Source organism: Prevotella sp. oral taxon 475 (genome assembly GCF_018127805.1).
GTDB lineage: Bacteria > Bacteroidota > Bacteroidia > Bacteroidales > Bacteroidaceae > Prevotella.
In genome coordinates, this window is sequence record NZ_CP072334.1 from 1,045,332 (window position 1) to 1,066,894 (window position 21,563).

The 21,563-nt window shown below is 49.3% G+C and carries 12 protein-coding genes; 9 read left to right on the top strand and 3 right to left on the bottom strand.

Going from position 1 to position 21,563, the window contains the following annotated elements; all coding sequences use genetic code 11:
* Positions 1–819 precede the first annotated feature (819 nt).
* The 5 genes from J5A66_RS04025 to J5A66_RS04045 are packed head-to-tail and all read left to right on the top strand — an operon-like array spanning position 820 to position 11,032.
* Positions 820–3,819: a SusC/RagA family TonB-linked outer membrane protein gene (locus J5A66_RS04025; protein WP_211791201.1), complete on the top strand. Its 3,000-nt coding sequence runs from the start codon at positions 820–822 to the stop codon at positions 3,817–3,819.
* Positions 3,820–3,835: 16 nt separating this feature from the next.
* On the top strand, positions 3,836–5,458 hold the full coding sequence (locus J5A66_RS04030; protein ID WP_211791203.1) for a RagB/SusD family nutrient uptake outer membrane protein: 1,623 nt from the start codon (positions 3,836–3,838) through the stop codon (positions 5,456–5,458).
* Between the two features lie 29 nt (positions 5,459–5,487).
* Entirely contained in the window at positions 5,488–7,209 is a 1,722-nt protein-coding gene (locus tag J5A66_RS04035; RefSeq protein ID WP_211791204.1) for a BACON domain-containing protein, read from the top strand.
* A gap of 12 nt (positions 7,210–7,221) precedes the next feature.
* Complete coding sequence (locus J5A66_RS04040; protein ID WP_211791205.1) at positions 7,222–10,077, top strand: S8 family serine peptidase; 2,856 nt, start codon at positions 7,222–7,224, stop codon at positions 10,075–10,077.
* A gap of 10 nt (positions 10,078–10,087) precedes the next feature.
* Entirely contained in the window at positions 10,088–11,032 is a 945-nt protein-coding gene (locus J5A66_RS04045) for a PorV/PorQ family protein (protein WP_211791206.1), read from the top strand.
* Positions 11,033–11,602: 570 nt separating this feature from the next.
* Here the strand turns inward: J5A66_RS04045 and J5A66_RS04050 are convergent.
* The 3 genes from J5A66_RS04050 to J5A66_RS04060 all read right to left on the bottom strand — a co-directional run bounded on the left by J5A66_RS04050 (position 11,603) and on the right by J5A66_RS04060 (position 16,259).
* A complete protein-coding gene (locus tag J5A66_RS04050; protein WP_211791207.1) occupies positions 11,603–12,301 on the bottom strand; it encodes a response regulator transcription factor in 699 nt (232 codons plus the stop codon).
* A gap of 5 nt (positions 12,302–12,306) precedes the next feature.
* Positions 12,307–13,866: a sensor histidine kinase KdpD gene (locus tag J5A66_RS04055; protein ID WP_211791208.1), complete on the bottom strand. Its 1,560-nt coding sequence runs from the start codon at positions 13,864–13,866 to the stop codon at positions 12,307–12,309.
* A gap of 230 nt (positions 13,867–14,096) precedes the next feature.
* Entirely contained in the window at positions 14,097–16,259 is a 2,163-nt protein-coding gene (locus tag J5A66_RS04060) for a translation factor GTPase family protein (protein ID WP_211791209.1), read from the bottom strand.
* Positions 16,260–16,418: 159 nt separating this feature from the next.
* Between J5A66_RS04060 and hemW the strand changes: the two genes are divergently transcribed.
* The 4 genes from hemW (at position 16,419) to J5A66_RS04080 (ending at position 21,499) form a co-directional block, all read left to right on the top strand.
* Positions 16,419–17,570 (top strand): radical SAM family heme chaperone HemW, encoded by a 1,152-nt coding sequence (hemW, locus tag J5A66_RS04065; RefSeq protein ID WP_211791210.1) that lies wholly within the window; start codon positions 16,419–16,421, stop codon positions 17,568–17,570.
* Between the two features lie 610 nt (positions 17,571–18,180).
* Positions 18,181–19,224, top strand: a complete 1,044-nt coding sequence (rlmN, locus tag J5A66_RS04070; RefSeq protein ID WP_211791211.1) for a 23S rRNA (adenine(2503)-C(2))-methyltransferase RlmN — start codon at positions 18,181–18,183, stop codon at positions 19,222–19,224.
* Positions 19,225–19,324: 100 nt separating this feature from the next.
* Positions 19,325–20,443 carry a PdxA family protein gene (locus tag J5A66_RS04075; RefSeq protein WP_211791212.1) on the top strand — a complete coding sequence of 373 codons (1,119 nt, stop codon included), beginning with the start codon at positions 19,325–19,327 and terminating at the stop codon, positions 20,441–20,443.
* 3 nt (positions 20,444–20,446) lie between these two features.
* The gene (locus J5A66_RS04080) at positions 20,447–21,499 is read left to right on the top strand and encodes a lysylphosphatidylglycerol synthase transmembrane domain-containing protein (RefSeq protein WP_211791213.1); all 1,053 of its coding nucleotides are present in this window, start codon (positions 20,447–20,449) and stop codon (positions 21,497–21,499) included.
* The last annotated feature ends 64 nt before the right edge of the window (positions 21,500–21,563 follow it).

Here is a 21,563-nt window from a genome sequence, read left to right on the forward strand (position 1 = left end):
ACGCAAATCGCGGAGGATTGTGGAAATCGAAGCGGGAGAGGAAGAATTTCCATTGGTTATCTCTTTTCTATCTCATACTCATACCTCTATCATATTGCTATTTCCCCGTCTTTCCTCTCTTTGCCGCCATCGCAAAAGAGGTTACGAATTGGCAACTGAACGATGGCCGTAAAGTGCCTTTTCATGGTATAGCGTGACTTTCTTACGCATCCGATTATCACGTCTAAGAACTTGATTCACAACTCAATTGCTACATTTTTCCTATTTTCTGATTTTATAGAAGCCTTTGATGTGTAAAAGCTAAGAAAACGCATGCCGAAAGCTAAGAAAATGAAGTGCAAAAGCTAAGAGATGGGAAAACTGTTCGGCGGGGAGTGAAATTTCGTTTGACAAAGAATGGGATTCTTTTTACTTCATCAAGGCTATTATGCGGCGGTGTTGTTGGGATGTGAACTTGCAAATGGAGATAAGTATAATGAAAAATACGAATTAAGAGAATAAAGGTTCGTGTGCCAATTGACCGCGCCTTAGATATGTAAATGTGGACGGCAACCTGGTAATCTATATAAATTACACATTTTGCAAATACGGGTTGAAAAGTTCTCTAATTGCTAAAAATATGGGGTGGAAAGAAAAAAATTCTCTCGTTTAACTTGATTTTAGAAAATTGTTGCATATATTTGCAGCGCAGTAATGCTCAAGAGAAAATTTGGATAAAAGTTAAAATAGGATTATATAAGCTGAAACTCCCTAACATGCGAATTGTATGGAAGGTGTAGATCCAGGCCAAAACTATAATCAACCTAAATAATTACATTTATGAAAGTAAGAATTTGGATGTTGACCCTTTGCTTGCTAACCGGATTGAGTTCGGTTTTGGCACAAACGATCACAGTGAAGGGAAACATCGTAGATGAAAACGGGGAAGCCTTGCCTGGCGTAAGCATTGTCCCAAAGTCGGCCCCGAAGACGGGCACCGTGTCTAACATAGACGGTAAGTTTACTATCAGCGTGCGGAACGGAGAGAAACTTACGTTTAGTTTCATGGGTTATAACAGTCAAGAGTTGGCCGCCGCACCCCAAATGAACGTGCGGATGGAACCCTCGGACCTGACTTTGAACGACGTTGTTGTGGTGGGTTACATGGAACGAAAGGTAACTAACACCTCGGCCTCTGTGGTGAAGGTGAGTGCCAAAGATCTAGCCATGAAACCCGTAGCCAATCCGTTGGATGCCGTTCAGGGTAAAGTGAGTGGCTTGCAGGTGTTCTCCTCGTCGGGCGAACCATCTTCGCGCCTGTCGATGGCTTTGCACGGACAAGGCTCGTTGGGAGCTGGCACGGGCTTGCTCATCATTCTCGACGGCATGCAGGTTAGCATGGCCGTGCTGCAATCTATGAATTCGAACGACATTGAGAGTGTGCAGTTCCTGAAAGATGCTGCTGCCACCTCTATATATGGTGCGCGTGCAGCCAACGGTGTTATGTACGTAACCACCAAACGCGGGCGAACCGAAACGCGCCCAACTATCAATCTCAGGGCACAATATGCCGTTTCGTCGTTGGCCAACACCGATTATTTCGACCAACTGATGTCTGGCCCCGAACTGTTGCGCTATTATCAGGAGACAGGTATTTACACAGCCGACCAAATAGCGGCCTTAAAGAGCAAGTATTTCAAGGAAACCGACTTCCAATGGTATAAGTATGTGTACCAGCCCGCACCCATGTATACGGCCGATGTGTCGGTATCGGGCGGCACATCGGCCGTAAGATACTACCTCTCGGGTGGTGCATTGAGTCAAGACGGACTGCGTATGGGGTCGAGTTACAAGAAAGCTTTCGGCCGCATCAACCTCGATGCGAAACTGGCCGAATGGGTTCGCGCTGGTGTAAACACCCAAATAGCATACGACGATACCCGCGTTTCGCCCTTCGGCAGCAACAATGCGGTGGGCGGAGGCTTAGCGGCCATGAACGCACCCTTTGCATCGCCCTACGATCCTAATACCGGAAAGGAACTGGAACGTGTGCCACTGCTCGACATTACCACGCCTAGGCACGTTATCTCAACCAATCCCGCCAAGACCAACGCCTTTATCCTGTCGGCCAATGGAAGCCTAACGCTCACCCCGATAAAAGATCTTACCCTGCGTTCGCTTGTAGGTTTGGAGTTGAATTACGGTGATAGCCGTTCGCGTACCTTGCCTAGCTACTATCGTGCATACGGTAATGGCAGTGCCGAACGTGGCTACTCGATGGTGTCGAACTTCACCATCACCAACACCGCAGCCTATAACATGGGCTTTGGCGACCATCATATCACGGCCTTGTTGGGTCACGAATACACCAATTACACAGACGATGGCTTCTCGGCATCGGGTTCGGGTATCTTAGACGACCGTCTTACCCTGCTCAATAACGCCACCCAAAAGAAGAATGTAGGTGAAGAAACCAACAGCTACGCTTTCCTTTCGTTCTTCACCCAGCTGTCTTACGACTTCTCCGAGCGTTATTTCGTCGACTTGGTTTTACGTAACGACGCTTCTTCGCGCTTTGGTCGCAACAAGCGTAATGGCTTGTTCTGGTCGGTGGGACTGTTGTGGAAGGCTAAGGGCGAAAACTTCCTTAAAGACGTTTCGTGGATTAACGAACTAGACTTCAAGACCAGCTACGGTACGCAAGGTAACTCTTCGATACCCCCTTACAGCACTTCATCGTACGTTGGAAAGGTTGGACAGAAGAAAGGCGGCATGAGCTTGGGCTTCGTTAGTCTTGGAAACCCCGACCTAGGATGGGAACATCAGAGCAAATTTACTGTGGGCGTGAAAACTCGCTTGCTAAATCGACTGGACCTAAACTTAGAATATTACAACCGTATAACGAGCAACATGCTCTTCGAAGTTCCGTTGCCCTACACCTCGGGTATGCCTGTGGGCAAGGAAGGTTATGCCACTCGCTATGAGAATGTTGGTCGCTACCTGAACCACGGTATTGACTTCCAACTGGGCGCAGACATCCTTCGCGGGCGCGATTGGGGTGTTTCGGCCAACGTTAACTTCAACTACAACCGCGATAAGGTGCTTGAACTGTTCGAAGGACGTCAGTCGTGGCACGAGCCAGGCGGCCAACTCGCCTACATGGTAGGTAAACCTGTTACCTTCGTTCTTCCGCTTTACAAGGGCGTGAACCCCGAAACTGGTGTGCCCGAATGGTATAAACCAGGTGCCGACAAGAACCAAACGCGTCGCGACGACAACGACGTGGTGTCCGAATATACCTCTTCGCTTAGTCAAAACACAGGCATAAACGCTTACACTCCCTTTACGGGCGGATGGGGAATATCAGCCTATTGGAAAGGATTTTACCTCAACGCCGACTTCTTCGTTGCTCTAGGCAAGCACATGATTTCGATGGATAAGCAGTTTTACGAGAACGATTACCACGTACGTAACCGCGAAGGAAACTACAATGGGTCGCGTAGGCTGTTCGACTATTGGAAGAAACCGGGCGACAACACTGAGTATCCCTCGTTGGCATGGGTGCGCCAAGCCAACCACCAAAGCAATTATGTTGACTCGAAGATGCTTGAAGACGCCTCGTTCATGCGTTTGAAGAACTTCACTTTGGGCTACGACATCCCTCGAAAAAGCCTCGGACGTCAGAACATCGTTCGTACCGCGAAAGTGTTTTTCACAGGTCGCAACCTGCTGACCTTTACCAAATTCCGCGGCATCGACCCCGAAGTGAACCGCAATGTTTCGTATGGCGTCAATCCCAACACCAAGCAATTGAGCGTGGGAGTGGAGATAGGACTCTAACAACAACACACAAATAATGAACACGTATATGAAAACAACGAAGATATTATTCTGGGCGTTTACGTTCGCAGCTATGCTTCAAGGGTGTAATCTCGACCGCGAGCCAGCCGACTATATAGACTATGGCGTCTCGTTTAACAATATGCAAGACGCAGCCAAATGGGATAACGGCATCTATTCCACCCTTCGTGGCAAGTTCGGAGGTGGCTATGTGTTGCCCCAAGAGGCACAAGCCGACATGCTTAACGCGCATGCGGCCTTCGGAAACCTTTATGGCGAGTTCCATGGATGGACCATTTTGCCCGAAAGCAACGTGATACAAGAAATCTATCACTCGTATTATTCGGCCCTTGTAGATGCCAACGTGGTGATAACTAAGTTGCCTCAGTTGCCCGTTAGCGAGTCCGAAAAGCCCACGCAACGCCATTATCTGGGTAATGCATACTTTGCTCGGGCCTTCTATCATTTTAGTTTGGCCTTGCGTTGGGGCATGATTTACGAGCCTACGACGGCCAATAAAGACCTTGGAGTGGTGTTGGCGCTAATGCCTGGATCGTTAGACAAACCGGCTCGAGCCACCAATGCGCAGACCTACAAACAGATATTAGACGACTTGAACGAAGCCGAAACGCTGTTGGCCGATGTTCCTACCAGTCCAGGAAACACCGAAATAAACGCCGATGCAGTGCGAGCACTTCGTGCACGCGTATACTTATATATGGGCGACATGGATAAAGCCTATCAAGAAGCTAAGCAGTTGGTAGACCGAAACACCTATCCGCTTATCGCGCCATATACCTCGAAGCTGAACAGCGAGGGTAAAATAACCCCCAGCGAAGACGCTTTTGCGCAGATGTGGTTCTACGATAAGGGTACCGAACAGATATGGCAGCCCTACGTGGCCAAAGAAAACGAAGTGCCTACGGTTACTTCGCTCTATGGTGCCGACCTCTCTACGACCACCTATTGGGATGAATCCAAACAGTCAAATAAGGTTGGCGACTACAACAAACCTCCCTATGTGCCGACGCGCGAAGTGATTAACGACCTCTTCGCCAGTGGAACCGACCACCGCGCACAGGTTCATTTCGAGTTTGTAAACACCACGGTGAACGACAAGAACGTGTCTACCCAACTCTATGTAGTGTCTAAGTTTAAGGGCAATCCCAACTACGCCACGCTCACCAGCACACATTGGGGTGGCTATGTGCCTAATGGCAATCAGGCTCCCAAGCCTTTCCGCATAGCCGAACAATACCTCATCGTGGCCGAGGCTGCCTACAAATTGGGTAACACTGCTGATGCCCAAACCTACCTCAACACGCTTCGTCAATCGCGTGGTGTACCAACCACGAACCTAACAGGCGAAGATCTCTACGAAGAAATAAAGAACGAACGCGCTCGCGAATTGGCTTTCGAGGGTTTCCGACTTTGGGATTTGCGTCGTTGGAAACGAGGTGTACGCAAGCGTACATTCCAAGGTGCAAAGGGCTATTACCAAGTTCCAGGCTCGTTCTACGCAGGTGGCTACAAGGTAGACATACAACCCGACAACAAGATGTTTGTGTGGCCGTTCCCCGATAACGAAGTGCAGATAAACCCGAACGTTAAGCAAAACCCAGGATGGGATAAGCAATGACACATACGCTAACAAAAAACAAATACGCTATGTATAAGAATATAAAGATATGGGCTTTGCTCATCGTGGCATCGTTGGCAAGCGCATGCCAGAAAGATCTTACCTTGGGCGGAACAGAAGACATCGTTCAAGGCGAGACGCAGACGCTCACCCTCAAGCAAGAGGGCGAAACTAAGATGGTAAGCTTTGCTACACTTGGCCATGAATGGCAAGTGGAGAAGGGCTCTTACGATGCTTGGCTCACCGCAAAGAAAGTGGGACAGGCACTCGAACTAACGGCTACGGCCAACGAAGAAGCCGATGAACGCCAGGCCGAAGTGGTTCTGGCCACGCCCAGCGGTAAGCAAACGGTAACGGTTACGCAGTTTGGCACGGCGCCTTTCATCTCTGTAGACGGTAGCAACGGTACGGCCATCTTCAACCATGAAGCACATACGGCCGTAGAGTTGAACGTTATTTCCAACTCGGATAACTGGCGTGTGGAGCAGGTAGACAAGGAAAAGAACACCTGGCTCACGTACGAAGTCGACCAAAAACAACGCAAGTTGAGGCTAACCCTTACCTCCATCGACCGCAATAGTCCATGGGCGCAAAGCAGTAGAACCGAAAAGCTGTTCCTATCTAACGGCAATAAGCACTTCTTGCTCAACGTAACGCAAAACGGATATGTGCAATTTCAGCTACCCGTATGGGATCTCGACAAGTTTGATTTAGCACGAGTTACCCAGCTGGAAGGCGAAAGAAACAACAGCCGAGATAGAAAGTTCGAGATCGATTCTCTGTTGCCGTACAAGGAAGACTTGGATAAGGTATACTATGCGTTCCATTCTCCCGGTGAGCAATCTCCTCGTATATTCTACTATCCCAACTATCACACCAAGCTAATAGTAAGTGCTTGGCTGAAAGCACCTAAGGGGAAGGAATTCCAAAAAGAATCATACGACCCTTGGTTGAGGCAACAGAACTTCAAGCTGGGTAATAAACAGCGCGTTGCAACCGAAACACAGTACTACTGCGAAGAGGAAAATCAAACGCGATTGATGCATGTTTACGACGATCCCAACAACCTTAAGATGTTTGGTGGCGTCTACAAGAGCCCCTGCATGAAGTACGTTGTGAGCTCAAACGAACTGAAAGTGGGCAGCAATGGCAAGGCTACATGCTTCCCCGTGTTTATTTCCGACCGCATGCACAACAAGTCGTTCAAGCTGAAAGAGGTGATCGAGTTTGAGAAGAAGCGAGGAATGAAGCCCGATTTCGAAAACCAATTCAACAGCGAAAAGATCACTACCACCACCGAAGACCCGAGTTGCAAGTACTCGCGCTTGCTTTTCGTACCCGAAAATGCTAGCTACGATGCGGGCTCACTGGCCAATGTGATTTACTTCTTTAACTGGCGAGGCGTTACGCCCGAAGATATCGATGCGGGTTTGGTGGCCGATGCCGACCTCAGCGGTACCGTTGGCTCGTGCCAAGTGTTCTATATGGGTGGCGAAGTGCTATATAATCGCGAGGTGGAAGGCACTCCTGGCGTGTACGAATGGTACACCTATACCTTGCCAACCAGCACAAGGAACGCCATTGAAGAGAAAGGTTACAGCTACTTCCGTGGCGACAATAGCGGCTTTGTTACCTACTTCCGTGGCGAGGCCGACCTCATCGACATGCGCCCGCAGCAAACGCGTACGGTCATCACTTACTATAAGAGTAAGCATTATGTTGACCTCATCAAGAAAACCCTCAACCTTTAGACATCCCATTCAATGAAAAAGTTCAGAAACATATATACACTGGCGGCTTGCATGATGCTGGCGGTAGGCATGTTTTCGGCCTGTAACGACGACCTGCTATCCACGCAAAACAACCCTAATGCAGCCCAAACCACGCCCGACGATGCCTTTCCTTGGCAACCAGGTATGGCCTTTATTAAGCTGAAAGCTAGCGTAAACCCCAGCACGCGCGCAGCAACGCAGAGCGTAACACGTGCAAAGGTGTTCAACAACACCGACGTTAAGGTGGAGCAGGTGTTCGACATGACCAACGATTATGCCGATTTGAAACGTGCAAGAGGCCTCGATCGCTGGTTCGTCGTGAAGTTCGACAGCACCAAGAACGTTGAAGAAGTGATCAACGAACTGCTTCGCGACCCTGCCATCGAGAAAGCTCACGGCAACGTGCAGATTGCTCCCAACAAGGTGAAGTACACCTCCGCCACCCGCGCACCTATTCCCGAAAACAGGCTAAGGGCTGCGAACGACGGCACAGGATTCCTAAACTTCAACGACCCATACCTGAAATATCAGTGGCATTACACAACAACCATCCCCTCGTATGGTATGTTTAAGGAAGGTGCAGACGTAAACCTGTTCCCCGCTTGGCAAAAAGAGACGGGCGACCCCCATGTGGTTGTGGCCGTAATGGACTCGGGTATCGACTTTGAACACGAAGACTTGGCTGCCTCGGCATGGCAAGGAGTGGACTCGAAGACGGGCGAGAAAATACACGGACGTAACTTCTACGCTGCCGAAAGCGGTAAGGGCAACCCCAACGTGATCGTCGCAGGCGGACACGGAACGCACGTGGCAGGAACCATTGCCGCACGAAACAACAACGGCGTTGGCGTTAGTGGTGTGGCAGGAGGTAATGGCGACAACAATTCGGGCGTACGATTGATGAGCTGCGAAATATACGGACGCGACGGCTACAACGAAACCGCCTCTACCGCCTACATCGTTAAGGCTTTCGAGTTTGCTGCCGAAAATGGTGCTTCCGTATGTAACTGCTCGTGGGGTTACGCCTTTGATCGCAAGAAATATCTCAACAACGAGAACTTCCAAGCTATCTTCAAGGCGCAGTTTGACTTGCTGAAAGAGGGTATTAACTACTTTACCGACTATGCAGGATGCGACCCGCAGGGCAACAAAAAGCCTGGATCTTACATGAAAGGTGGCCTTGTTATCTTCGCGTCGGGTAACGATTCGCAGTACGATATCGAAATGATACCAGCCTCTTATCCCCGCGTGGTGGCCGTGGGAGCTACCAACAGCATGGGCATTCCCACCGATTACATGAACAAAGGACCATGGGTTGACATCCTTGCACCTGGTGGAACCACCGAGACGAACGAAGTAATGAGGGGTGTATTAAGCACTGTGCCTAAGAATTTTGCCCAGTCTAAAACTGGTTCTACACCCAATACCGACTTCATTCTGCCCAACGATGGCAACTATGCATACGCCCAAGGCACGTCGATGGCTGCGCCCCACGTGTCGGGTATTGCAGCGTTGATTGTGTCGAAGTTTGGTAAAACCAACCCCAACTTCACCAACGAAGACCTTCGCCGACGCATACTTGGGGCTGTAAAGGCCACTAGTCCCTACGCCGTTAAAACCGATGCCAACCTCGCAGGCAAAATGGGTGTGGGCTTTATCGATGCAGATTTTGCACTGGCCGACCCCGAAACGCAGAAACCCGACGCACCAGAAATAACCGTTACCGACTATTCTGCGGATGCCACTCGCGGCTATTACGATGCCCGCATAACGTGGAAGGTAACCGCCGATGCCGATGCGCTGAACCCACAACACACGGCTTTTGCCTACGATATACACCTATATAAGAAGGCCGACATGAGCAAAGCCGTGCAAAGCTTTACCCGTTATTCGTACGATAAGCCTGTTGGCACCGAGCTGGAGCAAGAGTTTACGGGACTAGATACCGATGTAGACTATGTGGTGAAGATGTCGGCGCGCGACCGTTTCAACAATACTTCGGCCGATGTAACGGCAAACTTCAAGACGCGCCTTAACCATGCGCCCGTACTTGGTGGTGCAATGACCGACACTTTGCGCCTACTCGACACCCAACCATACTACCATCAGGTGCTACCCGTAACCGATGAAGACGGCCACACCTGGACCTACACCACCACCGCGCTGCCCAGCGGCGTTGAAATGAAACGTGTTGGCAACGCCTTAGACCTCTTTATAAAGGTAGGTTCCGTTGGGACGTATGGCTTTGAAGTGACGCTCACCGACCAACTTGGCGGTAAGACGGTGCAGAAATTCGCCTATAAGGTGGTTTCGCACACGGCTCCCACACCCACCAACACGCTTAGCGACGTGTCGTTGTTCGAGCAGGGCGAGGCCGCACAAATCAATTTGGCCAACGCTTTCACAGCCATGAGCGGTGGCGAGATGCAATTCGCGGCCACATCTAGCAACGATGCGGTGGTGAAAGCCTCCGTAGAGGGTAAGCAACTAACGCTAACCCCTGGACAAAAAGGCACGGCCACGATAACCCTCACGGCCATCGATGGTGGCAAACGCACCACAACAACCATCCAGGTGCGTGTTACCGACAAGAACGCACCCGACGTGCACACCATCTATCCTATACCGGCGCACAGCTACATCAAGGCGCTTATGCGCAGTGGGGTAAGTAAGGTGCAGGTTATCGTTACCTCTTTGCGCGGCCAAAAGCTTATCGACGAAACCTTAACGCCCGACAGTCGCACGCACGAAGTAACCTTGGGCATCGACCGACTAGCTCCTGGCACCTATTATCTGCTGCTCAAAACCGAGCGCATAACAAGCAAACACACCTTCATCAAGAAATAAACAGCACGCTATGAATAAGATATCAATGGCACTCCTCGCGCTTGGCGCAAGCCTTGCAATGGAGGCCACGGCGCAAAGTCGCATACTACCTGTGCTAGAAGCTACACCCGATGCGCGCACAGCAGCCCTGGGTGGCACTTTGCTTGGCAATGCCAACCAAATGCACATTTACACTAACCCCGCCGCTCTTACCTTTGGCGAAAAACGTTTTGTAGCCGACGTGTCTGCCGAGGCACAGCCCAAGACCGACGAGGGCCGACTGATGCAATACAACTTTGCCACGGGCTATCGCTTTGCCAATCGTTCGGCATTGATGGCAGGCGTGCGTTACCTTGGCGGCCTAACGGTTCCCTCGGTGGGTGCTACGGGCGAACCGGATAAGGTTTCGCCCTACGATATGGCCATAGACTTGGGCTATTCGTTCGCCGTAACGCCCGAAGTGGCCGTGTATGCCACTGCAACCTACGCCCGAAGTCATGCCGCAACCAGCGCCAACGCTTATGCTTTCTCGGTTGGAGCGGCCTATCAAAAGGGTTTCAACATCTGTCCAACTGTTCCAACCACGCTAACCGTTGGCGCACGACTGTTGGATTTCGGCAAGTCGGTGAAGTTTAACGATACGGGCATACCCCAAAGTTTGCCCACTTCGGTGGCAGTAGGTGGCGACTGGGCCGTAAACTTCGCTCCGCAACACGCGCTTACTTACGCCCTTTCGTGTCGTTATTTCACCCCGAAAGATGCTAGCGAAACCTTGCTTGCCGGCGGTTTGGAGTACACTTACAACCGCATGCTCTCTGCAAGGGTGGGCTATCAGTATGCCGACAAGGGCTCTAACGCCCTCACTTTCGGTGCTGGTGGCGAGTTGTCGGGCTTTAAGCTCAACGTGGCCTACCACCATGCCTTTGCCGATTATGGTGTAGATGCCCTGATGGTAGGCGTAGGTTACGCCTTCTAGCATCATTCAACGACGTGCGTTGTATCGGAAACAACGCGCAATAATCACAATAAGCGAAAGCCATGTCTTGCCGTAATTGCGGCGCGGCATGGCTTTCGCTTTTGTTGATGCACGCTATATGTGGTGCTAGCGGCGTTTACATGTTTGCTATTATCAAAAGCATTGTATCGCTAAATCGTTACTTATATTTTTGCCAACTCATCGCATAAGTTTACTTACAATACTTATTTCGTTTGCCCACTCATTTATAAAAGAAACAGTAGATTGCGAGGATGTTTCCCATCTCTTAGCTTTTGAGTTGTAAAAGCTAAGAAAACGAATGCCAAAAGCTAAGAAAATGAAGTGCAAAAGCTAAGAGATGAGAAAACTGTTTGGCGGAGTTCCAGATTCGTCGGGCGGAAAAGCGTCTGTTCATACTTGAAAAACAGCTATAAAGAAAGGATGCAAATCTGCTGCAGACTTGCATCCTTCTCCTTCTTTTTAGTCCTCTTTCAAGACTTGTATAGAAAGCCTCTCCGCGGGTATCGAATCTCTCTTCCGCGGGTATCGAGAGCCTTTCCCGAAGCCATCTTAATCTTCTTCCGGCGTGATCAGTTTGTAACCTTTCCCGTGGATGTTGATGATTTCGATGTCTTCATCGTCCTTCAAGTGTTTGCGCAGCTTGGTAATGTAGACATCCATTGAGCGTGCGTTGAAGTAATTGTCATCAATCCAAATGGTCTTCAGGGCAAAGTCGCGCTGCAAAATTTCGTTTGCATGCGAGCAGAGCAATGCCAACAGCTCGTTCTCTTTGGTGGTGAGCTTGGTTTGTTTCTCGCCGATGGAGAGCAGTTGTTTTTGCGTGTCGAACACAAATTTACCGATGCGGTAGAGTGTATTTTCCTTGTTCTTCTTTCCGCGCACGCGTCGCAGGATGGCTTCAATACGGAAAACCAGCTCTTCCATGGAGAAAGGCTTGGTGATATAGTCGTCTGCTCCAATCTTGAAACCCTCCAAAATGTCTTCTTTCAAGGTCTTTGCCGTCAGGAAGATGATAGGTGTCTCGGCGTAGGCTTGACGTATTTCTTGGGCCAATGTAAAGCCATCTTTCTTCGGCATCATCACGTCCAGCACGCAGATGTCGAATTTATTCTTCAGAAAAGCCTTGTAGCCGGCTTCGCCATCGGGGCAAAGCTCTGCCATATAACCTTTAGCCTGTAGATATTCGCGAAGCAACATGCCTAAGTTTTCGTCGTCTTCGCACAGCAAAATTTTCAATTTCTCGTCCATAAGTCTTAATCTTTTATTATTGGTAATTGAATGGTGAATTTTGTTCCTTTCCCGTATTCACTTTCAACGGTTATTTCGCCTTTGTGTAAGTCTACTATTTTCTTGACGTAGGCCAGGCCTAAGCCGAATCCTTTCACATCGTGCACGTTTCCGGTATGTACCCGATAGAATTTCTCGAACACCTTTCTGAGGTTTTCTTTCTTGATGCCGACGCCTGTATCGCGGACTGAAAGATAGAGAAAGTCTTCGTCGTTCCATGTGCGGATATAGATGTCGAGCTTTCCTTCGGGCTTTTTATACTTCACGGCGTTATCCATCAGGTTGAAGATCGCATTCTGAAAGTGCATCTCATCCACATAGATGGTGGAGTCTACGGCCTCGATATCGGTGTAGATTTTTCCGCCGGTGTGTTCCACACGCAAGGTAAAAGTGTTGGCGATGTTCTCTACCATCTCGTTGAGGTCGAGCTGTTTCATATTGAAAATAGCCTTCTTGCGGTCGAACATCGACATTTGCAACACTTTTTCAACCAAAAACCTTAGTCGTTTCGATTCGTCGTTGATGACGCCCCCTAAGTGTTTCATCATCGAAGTGCTTTTTGTCACCGAACTGTCATTCAACATCTGCGCCGCCAACGAGATGCTGCTGATGGGGGTTTTCAGTTCGTGGGTCATGTTGTTGATGAAGTCGTTGCGCATTTCTGTGTAGCGTTTCTGGCGGAAGATAATAACAATGGTGAAGATAAAGGTCACCAACAGCACCAAAGTGAATATCACCGACGGTATCATAAACCTCACACTGGAGTAGATATAGCTGTTCATGTCGGGGAAATGTATCTTCACTACGCCCATCTTCGAGGGGGGATCGTTGCGAAATAACACTTGCGAGTAAGAGCATTCTTCGCCTTCGTCGGCGTAGTCGGAGCAGCGATATACTTCCCTTCCATCAGCCGTCAGCACCGTAAAGTGGTATTGCAGGTTGATTCCGTTGTTCACCAGTTCGTTCTTTAGGTCTTGATCCAAGAGCTTAAAGTTAATTCGCTCTTTCAAAGGTCTGTCTGATGCCGAGTAGAGCATGGAGTAAACCACTTCGTCGAGCAGAGCTTTTTGATAAACATATCTGTTCTTAACGATTTCCTGCATGGACTTCGAGGCCTCCGAAAGCGAATTTTTGTCGTTGCGAAGTATCATCGCCTTGGGCATCTGAGAGGGCTTGAGCGTGATGGTCTTCAATTCGAACGAAGAGTAGACGGTACCGTCTTTTCCCGAAACGGAGTACTGATGCGACTGCTGTAAGGTGCCGTCGGGCTGTCCGCTTCTTGTTCCCACCGAGTCGTTGCTGTAGGCTTTGCGCTCGGTTTCGTTGATGTCTTTCTCCAAATAGCGGAGCGTCTCGTTCACCTCCATATTGCGAGAGGCTTGATATAAAGCACGATTCACCGACTCGTCAAACTGCTCTCTCTTCATGTCGGCCATCTCTTGGATGTATTTGAGCTGCACGAAGAGAAGCGCAAGAAACGAAGTTCCCATGATGATGGCTATTGTCCAAATCGTTCTTTTCTTCATAACCGCAAAATTAATCGTTAACACATGCTTTACAAATGCTTGTGTTAATTTTGTTCTTTAATTTTGTTTGAATTAACATAAAATACAATATGTGATTATAAATATGTAAGTATCTGTATCTTGTAAGGCCTATTTTACGTTGCATTCAATTACACATAAAAAATCCCCGGCAGTGTTAACCGCCGGGGAAATCTCACATGATTTAATTGGATAAAGAGAAAAATGCAAGTCTATTCCTCTTCCTTTGCCAACTCCTCTTCGTGCGTTTTGATGAGTTCTTGCTGAATTTCGTTCGGCACGAGTTCGTAACTGGCAAACTTTGTGGTGAAAGAGGCGCGCCCACCAGTGAGCGAACTCAACGAGATCGAATAGTTTGCGAGTTCTTTCAATGGGATTTTCGCCATCAGTTTTTGATAACCGGCCTCGCTATCCATGCCCATAATGAGTGCGCGTCGGCCTTGAAGGTCGCTCATTACGTCGCCCATGAAGTCGTCGGGAACGTAAACCTCCAGATCGTAGATGGGTTCGAGAATCTTCGGACCTGCTTCTTTAAATGCGTCGGAGAAAGCACGGCGAGCCGCTAACATAAAGGAGAGCTCATTAGAGTCTACCGGGTGCATCTTACCATCATAGACAATGACGCGCACATCACGAGCATAGCTGCCTGTAAGCGGGCCATGTTCCATACAATCCATGATGCCTTTGAGAATGGCCGGCATGAAACGGGCATCGATGGCACCTCCAACTACCGAGTTGATGAAGACCAATTTGCCACCCCATTCCAGCGAAATCTCCTCTCGTCCCTTCATGTTCATCTTCACTTCCTGGCCGTTCAGCTTGTAAGTGGTAGGGTCGGGCATGCCCTCGGCATAGGGTTCGATGATGAGATGAACCTCTCCAAACTGCCCTGCACCGCCACTTTGCTTCTTATGTCGGTATTCGGCGTGGGCCGATTTGGTAATGGTCTCTCGGTAAGGAACCTTTGGTTCGCCGAATTTTACTTGTAGTTTTTCGTTATTCTCCAAGCGCCACTTCAGCGTTCTGAGGTGGAATTCGCCTTGTCCGTGCACAATTGTCTGTCTCAATTCTTTGCTTTGCTCCACTACCCAGGTAGGATCTTCCTGATGCATTTTGAGCAATGCCGCCATCAACTTTTCCGTTTCCTGCGAGTTGACGGCTTTGATGGCTCGTGCATACTTAGAGTTGGGGTATTTGATGAAGTCGAATCGGTTATCGCAATCTTTGGTATTCAGAGTGTTTCCCGTCTTTACGTCTTTCAATTTCACGGTGCAACCGATGTCACCGGCATTCAATTGGTCGACAGGAATTCTGTTTGCGCCGGCGCAAGCATAGAGTTGACCGATGCGCTCTTTCGAACCGCGGTCGGCATTGGTGAGATCGTCTCCTGCTTTCACGCTTCCGCTCATCACTTTGAAGTAAGACACTTCGCCGATATGCGGTTCCAGGCCTGTCTTAAAGAAGTAAATGGAGGTAGGTTGTTTGGAATCGGCCTCTATTTCTTCGCCACGTGTGTTGTGCAATTTAGGCATTTCGCTCACGAAAGGCACCACATTGCCCAAGAACTCCATCAAACGGCGCACGCCCATGTCTTTTCCGGCGCACACACAGAAGACGGGGAAGATGCTTCTCGTTACCAAACCCTTTCTGATTCCTTCCCGAAGTTCGTCCTCCGTTAACGATTCGCTCTCGAAAAACTTCTCCATCAGTTGCTCATCATTCTCTGCAGCCGCCTCGACAAGGGCTTTGTGCAGGGCCAGAGCTTTGTCCATCTCTTCTGCCGGGATGTCTTCGATCTTGGGCATACCGCCTGTGGCGTCCCAAGAATACTTCTTCATCACCAGTACATCGATGAGTGCGTTGAATCCCGGTCCTGTTTGTACGGGGTATTGCACTTGAATACACTTGTCGCCATAGATGTCTTTCATACTGGAAATGATGCTGTCGAAGTCGCATTTATCGGAATCCAGCTGATTCACCAGGAAGATAACCGGTTTCTTCAGTTTCTCGGTATACCTGAAGTTGTTCTGCGTTCCCACTTCCGGCCCATACTGACCGTTGATGAGAATCACCGCTTGGTCGGTGACATTCAGTGCTGTAATGGCACCGCTGACGAAGTCGTCGGCACCGGGACAGTCGATAATATTCAGCTTTTTGTTGTTCCACTCGACATGAAATACGGTTGGAAAGACCGAATACCCATACTCCTGTTCTACCGGGAAGTAATCGCTCACCGTGTTTTTGGCTTCAACCGTACCACGGCGTTTGATAACACCACTACCAAAAAGCATTGACTCGGCAAGAGTGGTTTTGCCGGAACCCGCACTGCCAACAAGGGCAATGTTCTTAATTTCATTAGTTTGATAAACCCTCATATCAAAAGATTGAATGTGTTAGTAACCGTTTTTTGTGAAGAAAGGATACATTCCCTTTCTCGCCCTCTAAGATATGAATTTTAGGTAAAGCTGCCAAAACATTGCAAAAGAACAGTTGCCTTTTTAAAACATTTTAGTATTTTTGGAAGAAAATACAAGATGGCAGGTCTTTATATACATATTCCTTTTTGTGCAAGTCGTTGCATTTATTGCGGATTCTACTCCACTACAGCCGTAGCCTCTCAAGATCGCTATACCGATGCCTTGTGTCGGGAGATGCAAATGCAGAAAGATTATTTGTTGAAAGCTCTCAATGCAACGCCCCACATGGAGCTTTCCACCATCTATTTGGGAGGAGGCACGCCCTCACAGCTTAGCGGTGAGAATCTGGAGAAGCTCTTCGACACTATATATAATAAGGTATATCAAGACCAACTCCCTGTTTCGGCCACTGCGGAAGTAACCATCGAGTGCAACCCCGACGACATCACGCCCCAGTTTGCCAGCATTCTCTCCTCGCTACCGGTGAATAGAGTGAGCATGGGTGTGCAAACCTTCAGCGACGAGCGGTTGAAATTTCTGCGAAGGCGGCACTCTGCACGTGAAGTAGACCAGGCCATCGGCCGCCTAAGACAAGCGGGTATCGGCAATATCAGCATCGATCTGATGTTCGGATTCCCTCAAGAAACAATGGCCGACTGGCGAATCGACCTCCAACAAGCTCTCTCTCTTGAGGTGGAACACATCTCGGCCTACAGCTTGATGTACGAGGAGGGAACGGTTTTGTACCGTCTGCAGCAGGAAAAAAGGGTGAGAGAAACTGACGAAGAAACCAGTCTCGCGATGTACAACCTGCTCATAGACGAACTCACCGCCCACGGTTTCGAGCATTACGAGATCAGTAATTTTGCCCGACCGGGCTTCCGTTCGCGCCACAACAGCAGCTACTGGCAGGCCGTGAGCTACCTGGGGCTTGGCGCATCGGCCCACTCTTACAACGGCTATAGCCGGCAATGGAACGTGGCAGATATCCGCCAATATATCGAAGCGATAGAGCGCGGAGTGCTACCGGCAGAAATCGAGACCTTAGATGCCGACACACAGTATAACGACAGAATAGCCACCGCCTTGCGAACTCGGGAAGGAATCGATCTCTCTGTTTTGGAAAAGCCTTATCAAACCTATCTGGAAGAGCTGGCCATACCCCACATCTGGCGCGGACATCTCGTCTTGAAAGATGGTTGTTTGGCGCTTTCCCGGTCGGGAATCTTTATTAGCGACAGTATCATGGCCGATCTGATGAAAGTGTAACTTGATCTATTAAATAGAACAATTTTAAGCTGTTAAGAAAAAAGAAGCACCTAAACGAGAATCGCGTAGAGACAAGTCGCCTTGTCTCGGCTTGCAAATATGCGCGTATTGAGTGTGCTTGATAATGAGGAATTTACACAGTTTCTGTTAAATATATTAACGCATAACAAGTCAAAAACAGCGATTTCCGCGTGCTAAAAGACTGTTTTTGCCGCGCGAAAACTAAGAGATGGGCGTGCGAAAGCTAAGCTTTTGTAGGTAGAGAGCTTAGCTTTTGCAAAAGAAAGGCTCGTTTTCGGTGTTTTCGACGCTCGTTTTGGGTTTTTGGGGTGCTCTTTTCTTCTCATTCGAAAAATCGTTTTGTAGTGTAAAAAGAAAGTCTTCGCTTTTCGAATTTTGCGTTTATCCGTAAAATCGAACAATTGTATATGACTCTTCAAAGAATTCGAACATCATGGCGGAAAACGCTTGTTGAAGAGACCAGCAGAGGGTGGTGGCATTGCCGGCAGAAAGAATATGTGCTTTCTTCCGACCCTTATCCCAATTAAATATATTAACTTTGCAGAGAAATGAACATCGAATTTTGCTTCTCGAAACACCCCTCAACCAGATGAATAGTGGCAAAAAAATGCTTTTAGGATTGACCCTTGCCGAGCTGAAAACCGTGGCAGGGCAGTTGGGCATGCCTGCTTTCACCGGCAAGCAGATGGCGGCTTGGCTCTACAAACAGCATGTAGAGGAGATAGACGGGATGACCAACCTGTCGAAAAACAACCGGGCCCTACTGGCTGAAGCCTATGAAATAGGATGCGCCAAGCACGTTGATGCGCAATATTCGAAAGATGGAACCATCAAATATCTCTTCCCGACGGAGAACGGACGCTTTGTTGAGACAGTGTATATCCCCGATCGCGACCGCGCCACGCTGTGCGTTTCGTGCCAGGTGGGCTGCAAAATGAACTGTCTGTTTTGTCAAACCGGGAAGCAAGGCTTTGAAGGTAGTCTTACCGTTCGTGACATCCTGAACCAAATTTATGCACTGCCTGAGCGCGAAACGCTGACCAACATCGTGTTTATGGGGCAAGGAGAGCCGATGGATAACTTGGATCATGTGCTCAAAGCTACCGAGATTCTCACCGCAGACTATGGTTATGCCTGGAGTCCGAAACGCATTACGGTGAGTAGCGTGGGGGTGAGAGGGAAACTCAAACGATTTCTCGACGAGAGCGATTGCCATGTGGCCATCAGCATGCACTCGCCTTTGCCCGAGCAACGGGCTCTGTTGATGCCCGCCGAAAAGGCGATGTCGATAGAGGAAATCGTCGACTTGTTGCACCAATACGACTTCTCGCACCAACGCAGACTTTCGTTCGAATACATCCTCTTCGGCGGTATCAACGACTCGATGACCCATGCCCGCGCTATTGTTCGATTGCTCGATGGACTGGATTGCAGGATGAACCTGATTCGTTTTCATCAGATTCCGAATGTGAACTTGCAGGGGACAGACGAAAAACGGATGGAAAGCTTTCGCGATTATCTCACGGCCCACGGCATTTTCACCACTATACGCGCCAGCAGAGGACAGGATATTTTTGCCGCTTGCGGTTTGCTGAGCACGGCTAAACAGACGGTCGATGAGCGAAAGACTTGACGGCGGGCTATCGCTATCAACCGGTAGGTGTATCGGAAAGGAAGAAAAGAAATAGCATCGGGCAGCGAGAAATTGTGCTGCTTACACTAAAATAAAGAATATGGACGAAAAGAAGATACGCATAGGTATCACCCAGGGCGATACCAACGGCGTGGGTTACGAACTGATATTCAAAATTTTTGCAGAACCCGAACTCTTGGAACTCTGCACACCGGTGATCTATGGATCGCCGAAAATTGCCACTTATCATCGCAAAGCCCTCGAGATGGAGGTGAATTTCAGCATCATCCACCACGCAGATGAAGCTCGGACCGATCGGCTGAACCTGTTGGCCACGACGGAAGAAGAGGTGAAAGTGGAACTGGGAACACCCAGTGAGGAGAGCGGAAAGGCTGCGCGCAATGCACTGGATAGGGCTTTGGCCGATTGTAAAGAAGGCTTGATAGACGTATTGGTGAATGCTCCGATCAACGAAAGTACCTTTTTTGCCAAAGACGAGACGAACAAAGATCTCGTGGAATATATCGCTCAAAAACTCGGAGCAGAGAAAGAACCGGAGATTCTCTCGGTGAACGACCAGTTGCACGTCGCTACCGTGGCAGGCGAAACTGCTATTAAAAACGTGGCGAAAGAGATCACCAAAGAGAATATCGTGGCAAAGGCTACGTTGATGCACGAAACACTGAAGCGAGACTTTCGGATATCCATCCCTCGTATCGCTGTGCTGGCTCTCAATCCGGAGACGAGCGAGGGGCAGTTGGGCAAGGAAGAACAAGAGGCAATCGTGCCTGCCATTAAAGAAATGGTGGCCGACGGATTGACGGTTTTCGGGCCCTACCAGGCCGATACGTTTTTCGGAGGTAGAGAATACGATGCCTTCGACGGTGTGTTGGCTATGTATTATGACCAAGGAATCACGCCGTTTAAAGCCTTGTCGGTGGAAGGCGGCGTGCGATTGTTGGCCGGTTTGCCGGTAGTTGTTGCCTCGTCGGACCATGAAGTGAGCTACGACAGAGCCGGACAAGGCCTAACCGACGAGCAGGCTTTCAGACATGCGCTCTATCTGGCGATGGATGTGTTCCGCAATCGCTTGTCTTACGATCGACCTTTTGCAAATCCTTTGAAAAAGCTCTACCACGAAAAACGGGACGAGAGCGAAAAAGTGCGATTCTCGGTGAACAAAAAACGAGGGACAGACGGCGAAAAGAAATCTTCGTAAGGAATGAACAAGAAATACCAAAACGGCTTTTTCATCTTCGGTATGGCAGTGCTTGGGTTGATGATCACCCAACTCGACTTTGCCGAAGTGTGGTCGGGTTTGCAACATACGGGCTATTGGTTTTTGGCCGTTTTGGGATTATGGTGCGTTCTGTATGTGTTCAACACCGCTGCTTGGTACCTTATTATTAAGGCAGGAGCAAAGAGTGAGAGCCCTTTGCAGGGTCAACGCAGGGAGAAAGTGGGCTTTTGGTGGCTGTATAAGCTGACAGTGTCGGGTTTTGCCTTAAACTACGCCACGCCGGGAGGGCTGATGGGCGGCGAGCCTTACCGGGTAATGTCGCTCGCACCTAAGATAGGAACCGAGCGAGCCTCGTCGTCGGTGATTTTTTATGCCATGACTCACATCTTCAGTCACTTCTGGTTTTGGCTCATTTCCATCCCTCTCTATCTGCTGACGCAGCCGTTGAACGTTCTCACCGCCTTGATGCTGGGGACTGGTGGAGTCTTTTGTGGATTGGGACTGTGGTTTTTCATCTCGGGCTATCGCAAGGGACTGGCTGTAAGAGCGATGAATCTGTTGCGCCATATTCCCTTCGTGAAGAAATGGGCGAGGCCTTTCATCGACCGGCATCGCGGCGAACTGGATACCATCGACTGCCAAATCGCGGCGTTGCATCGGCAGAGCAGGGCCACTTTCATCGCTGCTGTGGGGCTTGAATTGACATGCCGGCTTCTTTCGGCTTTGGAAATCTACTTCATCCTTTTGGTCATTCTGCCTGAGGTAAGTTATATACAATGTGTTTTGATCCTGTCCTTTACCAGTTTGTTTGCTAATCTGCTGTTCTTTATTCCCTTGCAATTGGGGGGCAGAGAAGGCGGTTTTCTCATGTCGACCGCGGGTTTGGGCATTGCGACCAGTGCCGGGATATTCGTTGCTTTGATTGTGCGGATGAGAGAACTGTTGCTCACGGGTGTGGGATTGCTGCTGATCAAGTTGGGCTCATCTGCTCCCGTCGTTCGAGATAAGGAAGAGAGAAACGAACCTAAAGCCTGACAACAGAAAGAAGAAACGGGAAAACGCTCTGACGAACGCTTTCCCGAAGCCTAGATAACACCTC

Excerpts from the sequence above, each read along its gene's own strand:
- J5A66_RS04025 (WP_211791201.1), top strand. The coding sequence starts at position 820 with ATGAAAGTAAGAATTTGGATGTTGACCCTTTGCTTGCTAACCGGATTG.
- J5A66_RS04030 (WP_211791203.1), top strand. The coding sequence starts at position 3,836 with ATGAACACGTATATGAAAACAACGAAGATATTATTCTGGGCGTTTACG.
- J5A66_RS04035 (WP_211791204.1), top strand. The coding sequence starts at position 5,488 with ATGTATAAGAATATAAAGATATGGGCTTTGCTCATCGTGGCATCGTTG.
- J5A66_RS04040 (WP_211791205.1), top strand. The coding sequence starts at position 7,222 with ATGAAAAAGTTCAGAAACATATATACACTGGCGGCTTGCATGATGCTG.
- J5A66_RS04045 (WP_211791206.1), top strand. The coding sequence starts at position 10,088 with ATGAATAAGATATCAATGGCACTCCTCGCGCTTGGCGCAAGCCTTGCA.
- J5A66_RS04050 (WP_211791207.1), bottom strand. The coding sequence starts at position 12,301 with ATGGACGAGAAATTGAAAATTTTGCTGTGCGAAGACGACGAAAACTTA.
- J5A66_RS04055 (WP_211791208.1), bottom strand. The coding sequence starts at position 13,866 with ATGAAGAAAAGAACGATTTGGACAATAGCCATCATCATGGGAACTTCG.
- J5A66_RS04060 (WP_211791209.1), bottom strand. The coding sequence starts at position 16,259 with ATGAGGGTTTATCAAACTAATGAAATTAAGAACATTGCCCTTGTTGGC.
- hemW (WP_211791210.1), top strand. The coding sequence starts at position 16,419 with ATGGCAGGTCTTTATATACATATTCCTTTTTGTGCAAGTCGTTGCATT.
- rlmN (WP_211791211.1), top strand. The coding sequence starts at position 18,181 with ATGAATAGTGGCAAAAAAATGCTTTTAGGATTGACCCTTGCCGAGCTG.
- J5A66_RS04075 (WP_211791212.1), top strand. The coding sequence starts at position 19,325 with ATGGACGAAAAGAAGATACGCATAGGTATCACCCAGGGCGATACCAAC.
- J5A66_RS04080 (WP_211791213.1), top strand. The coding sequence starts at position 20,447 with ATGAACAAGAAATACCAAAACGGCTTTTTCATCTTCGGTATGGCAGTG.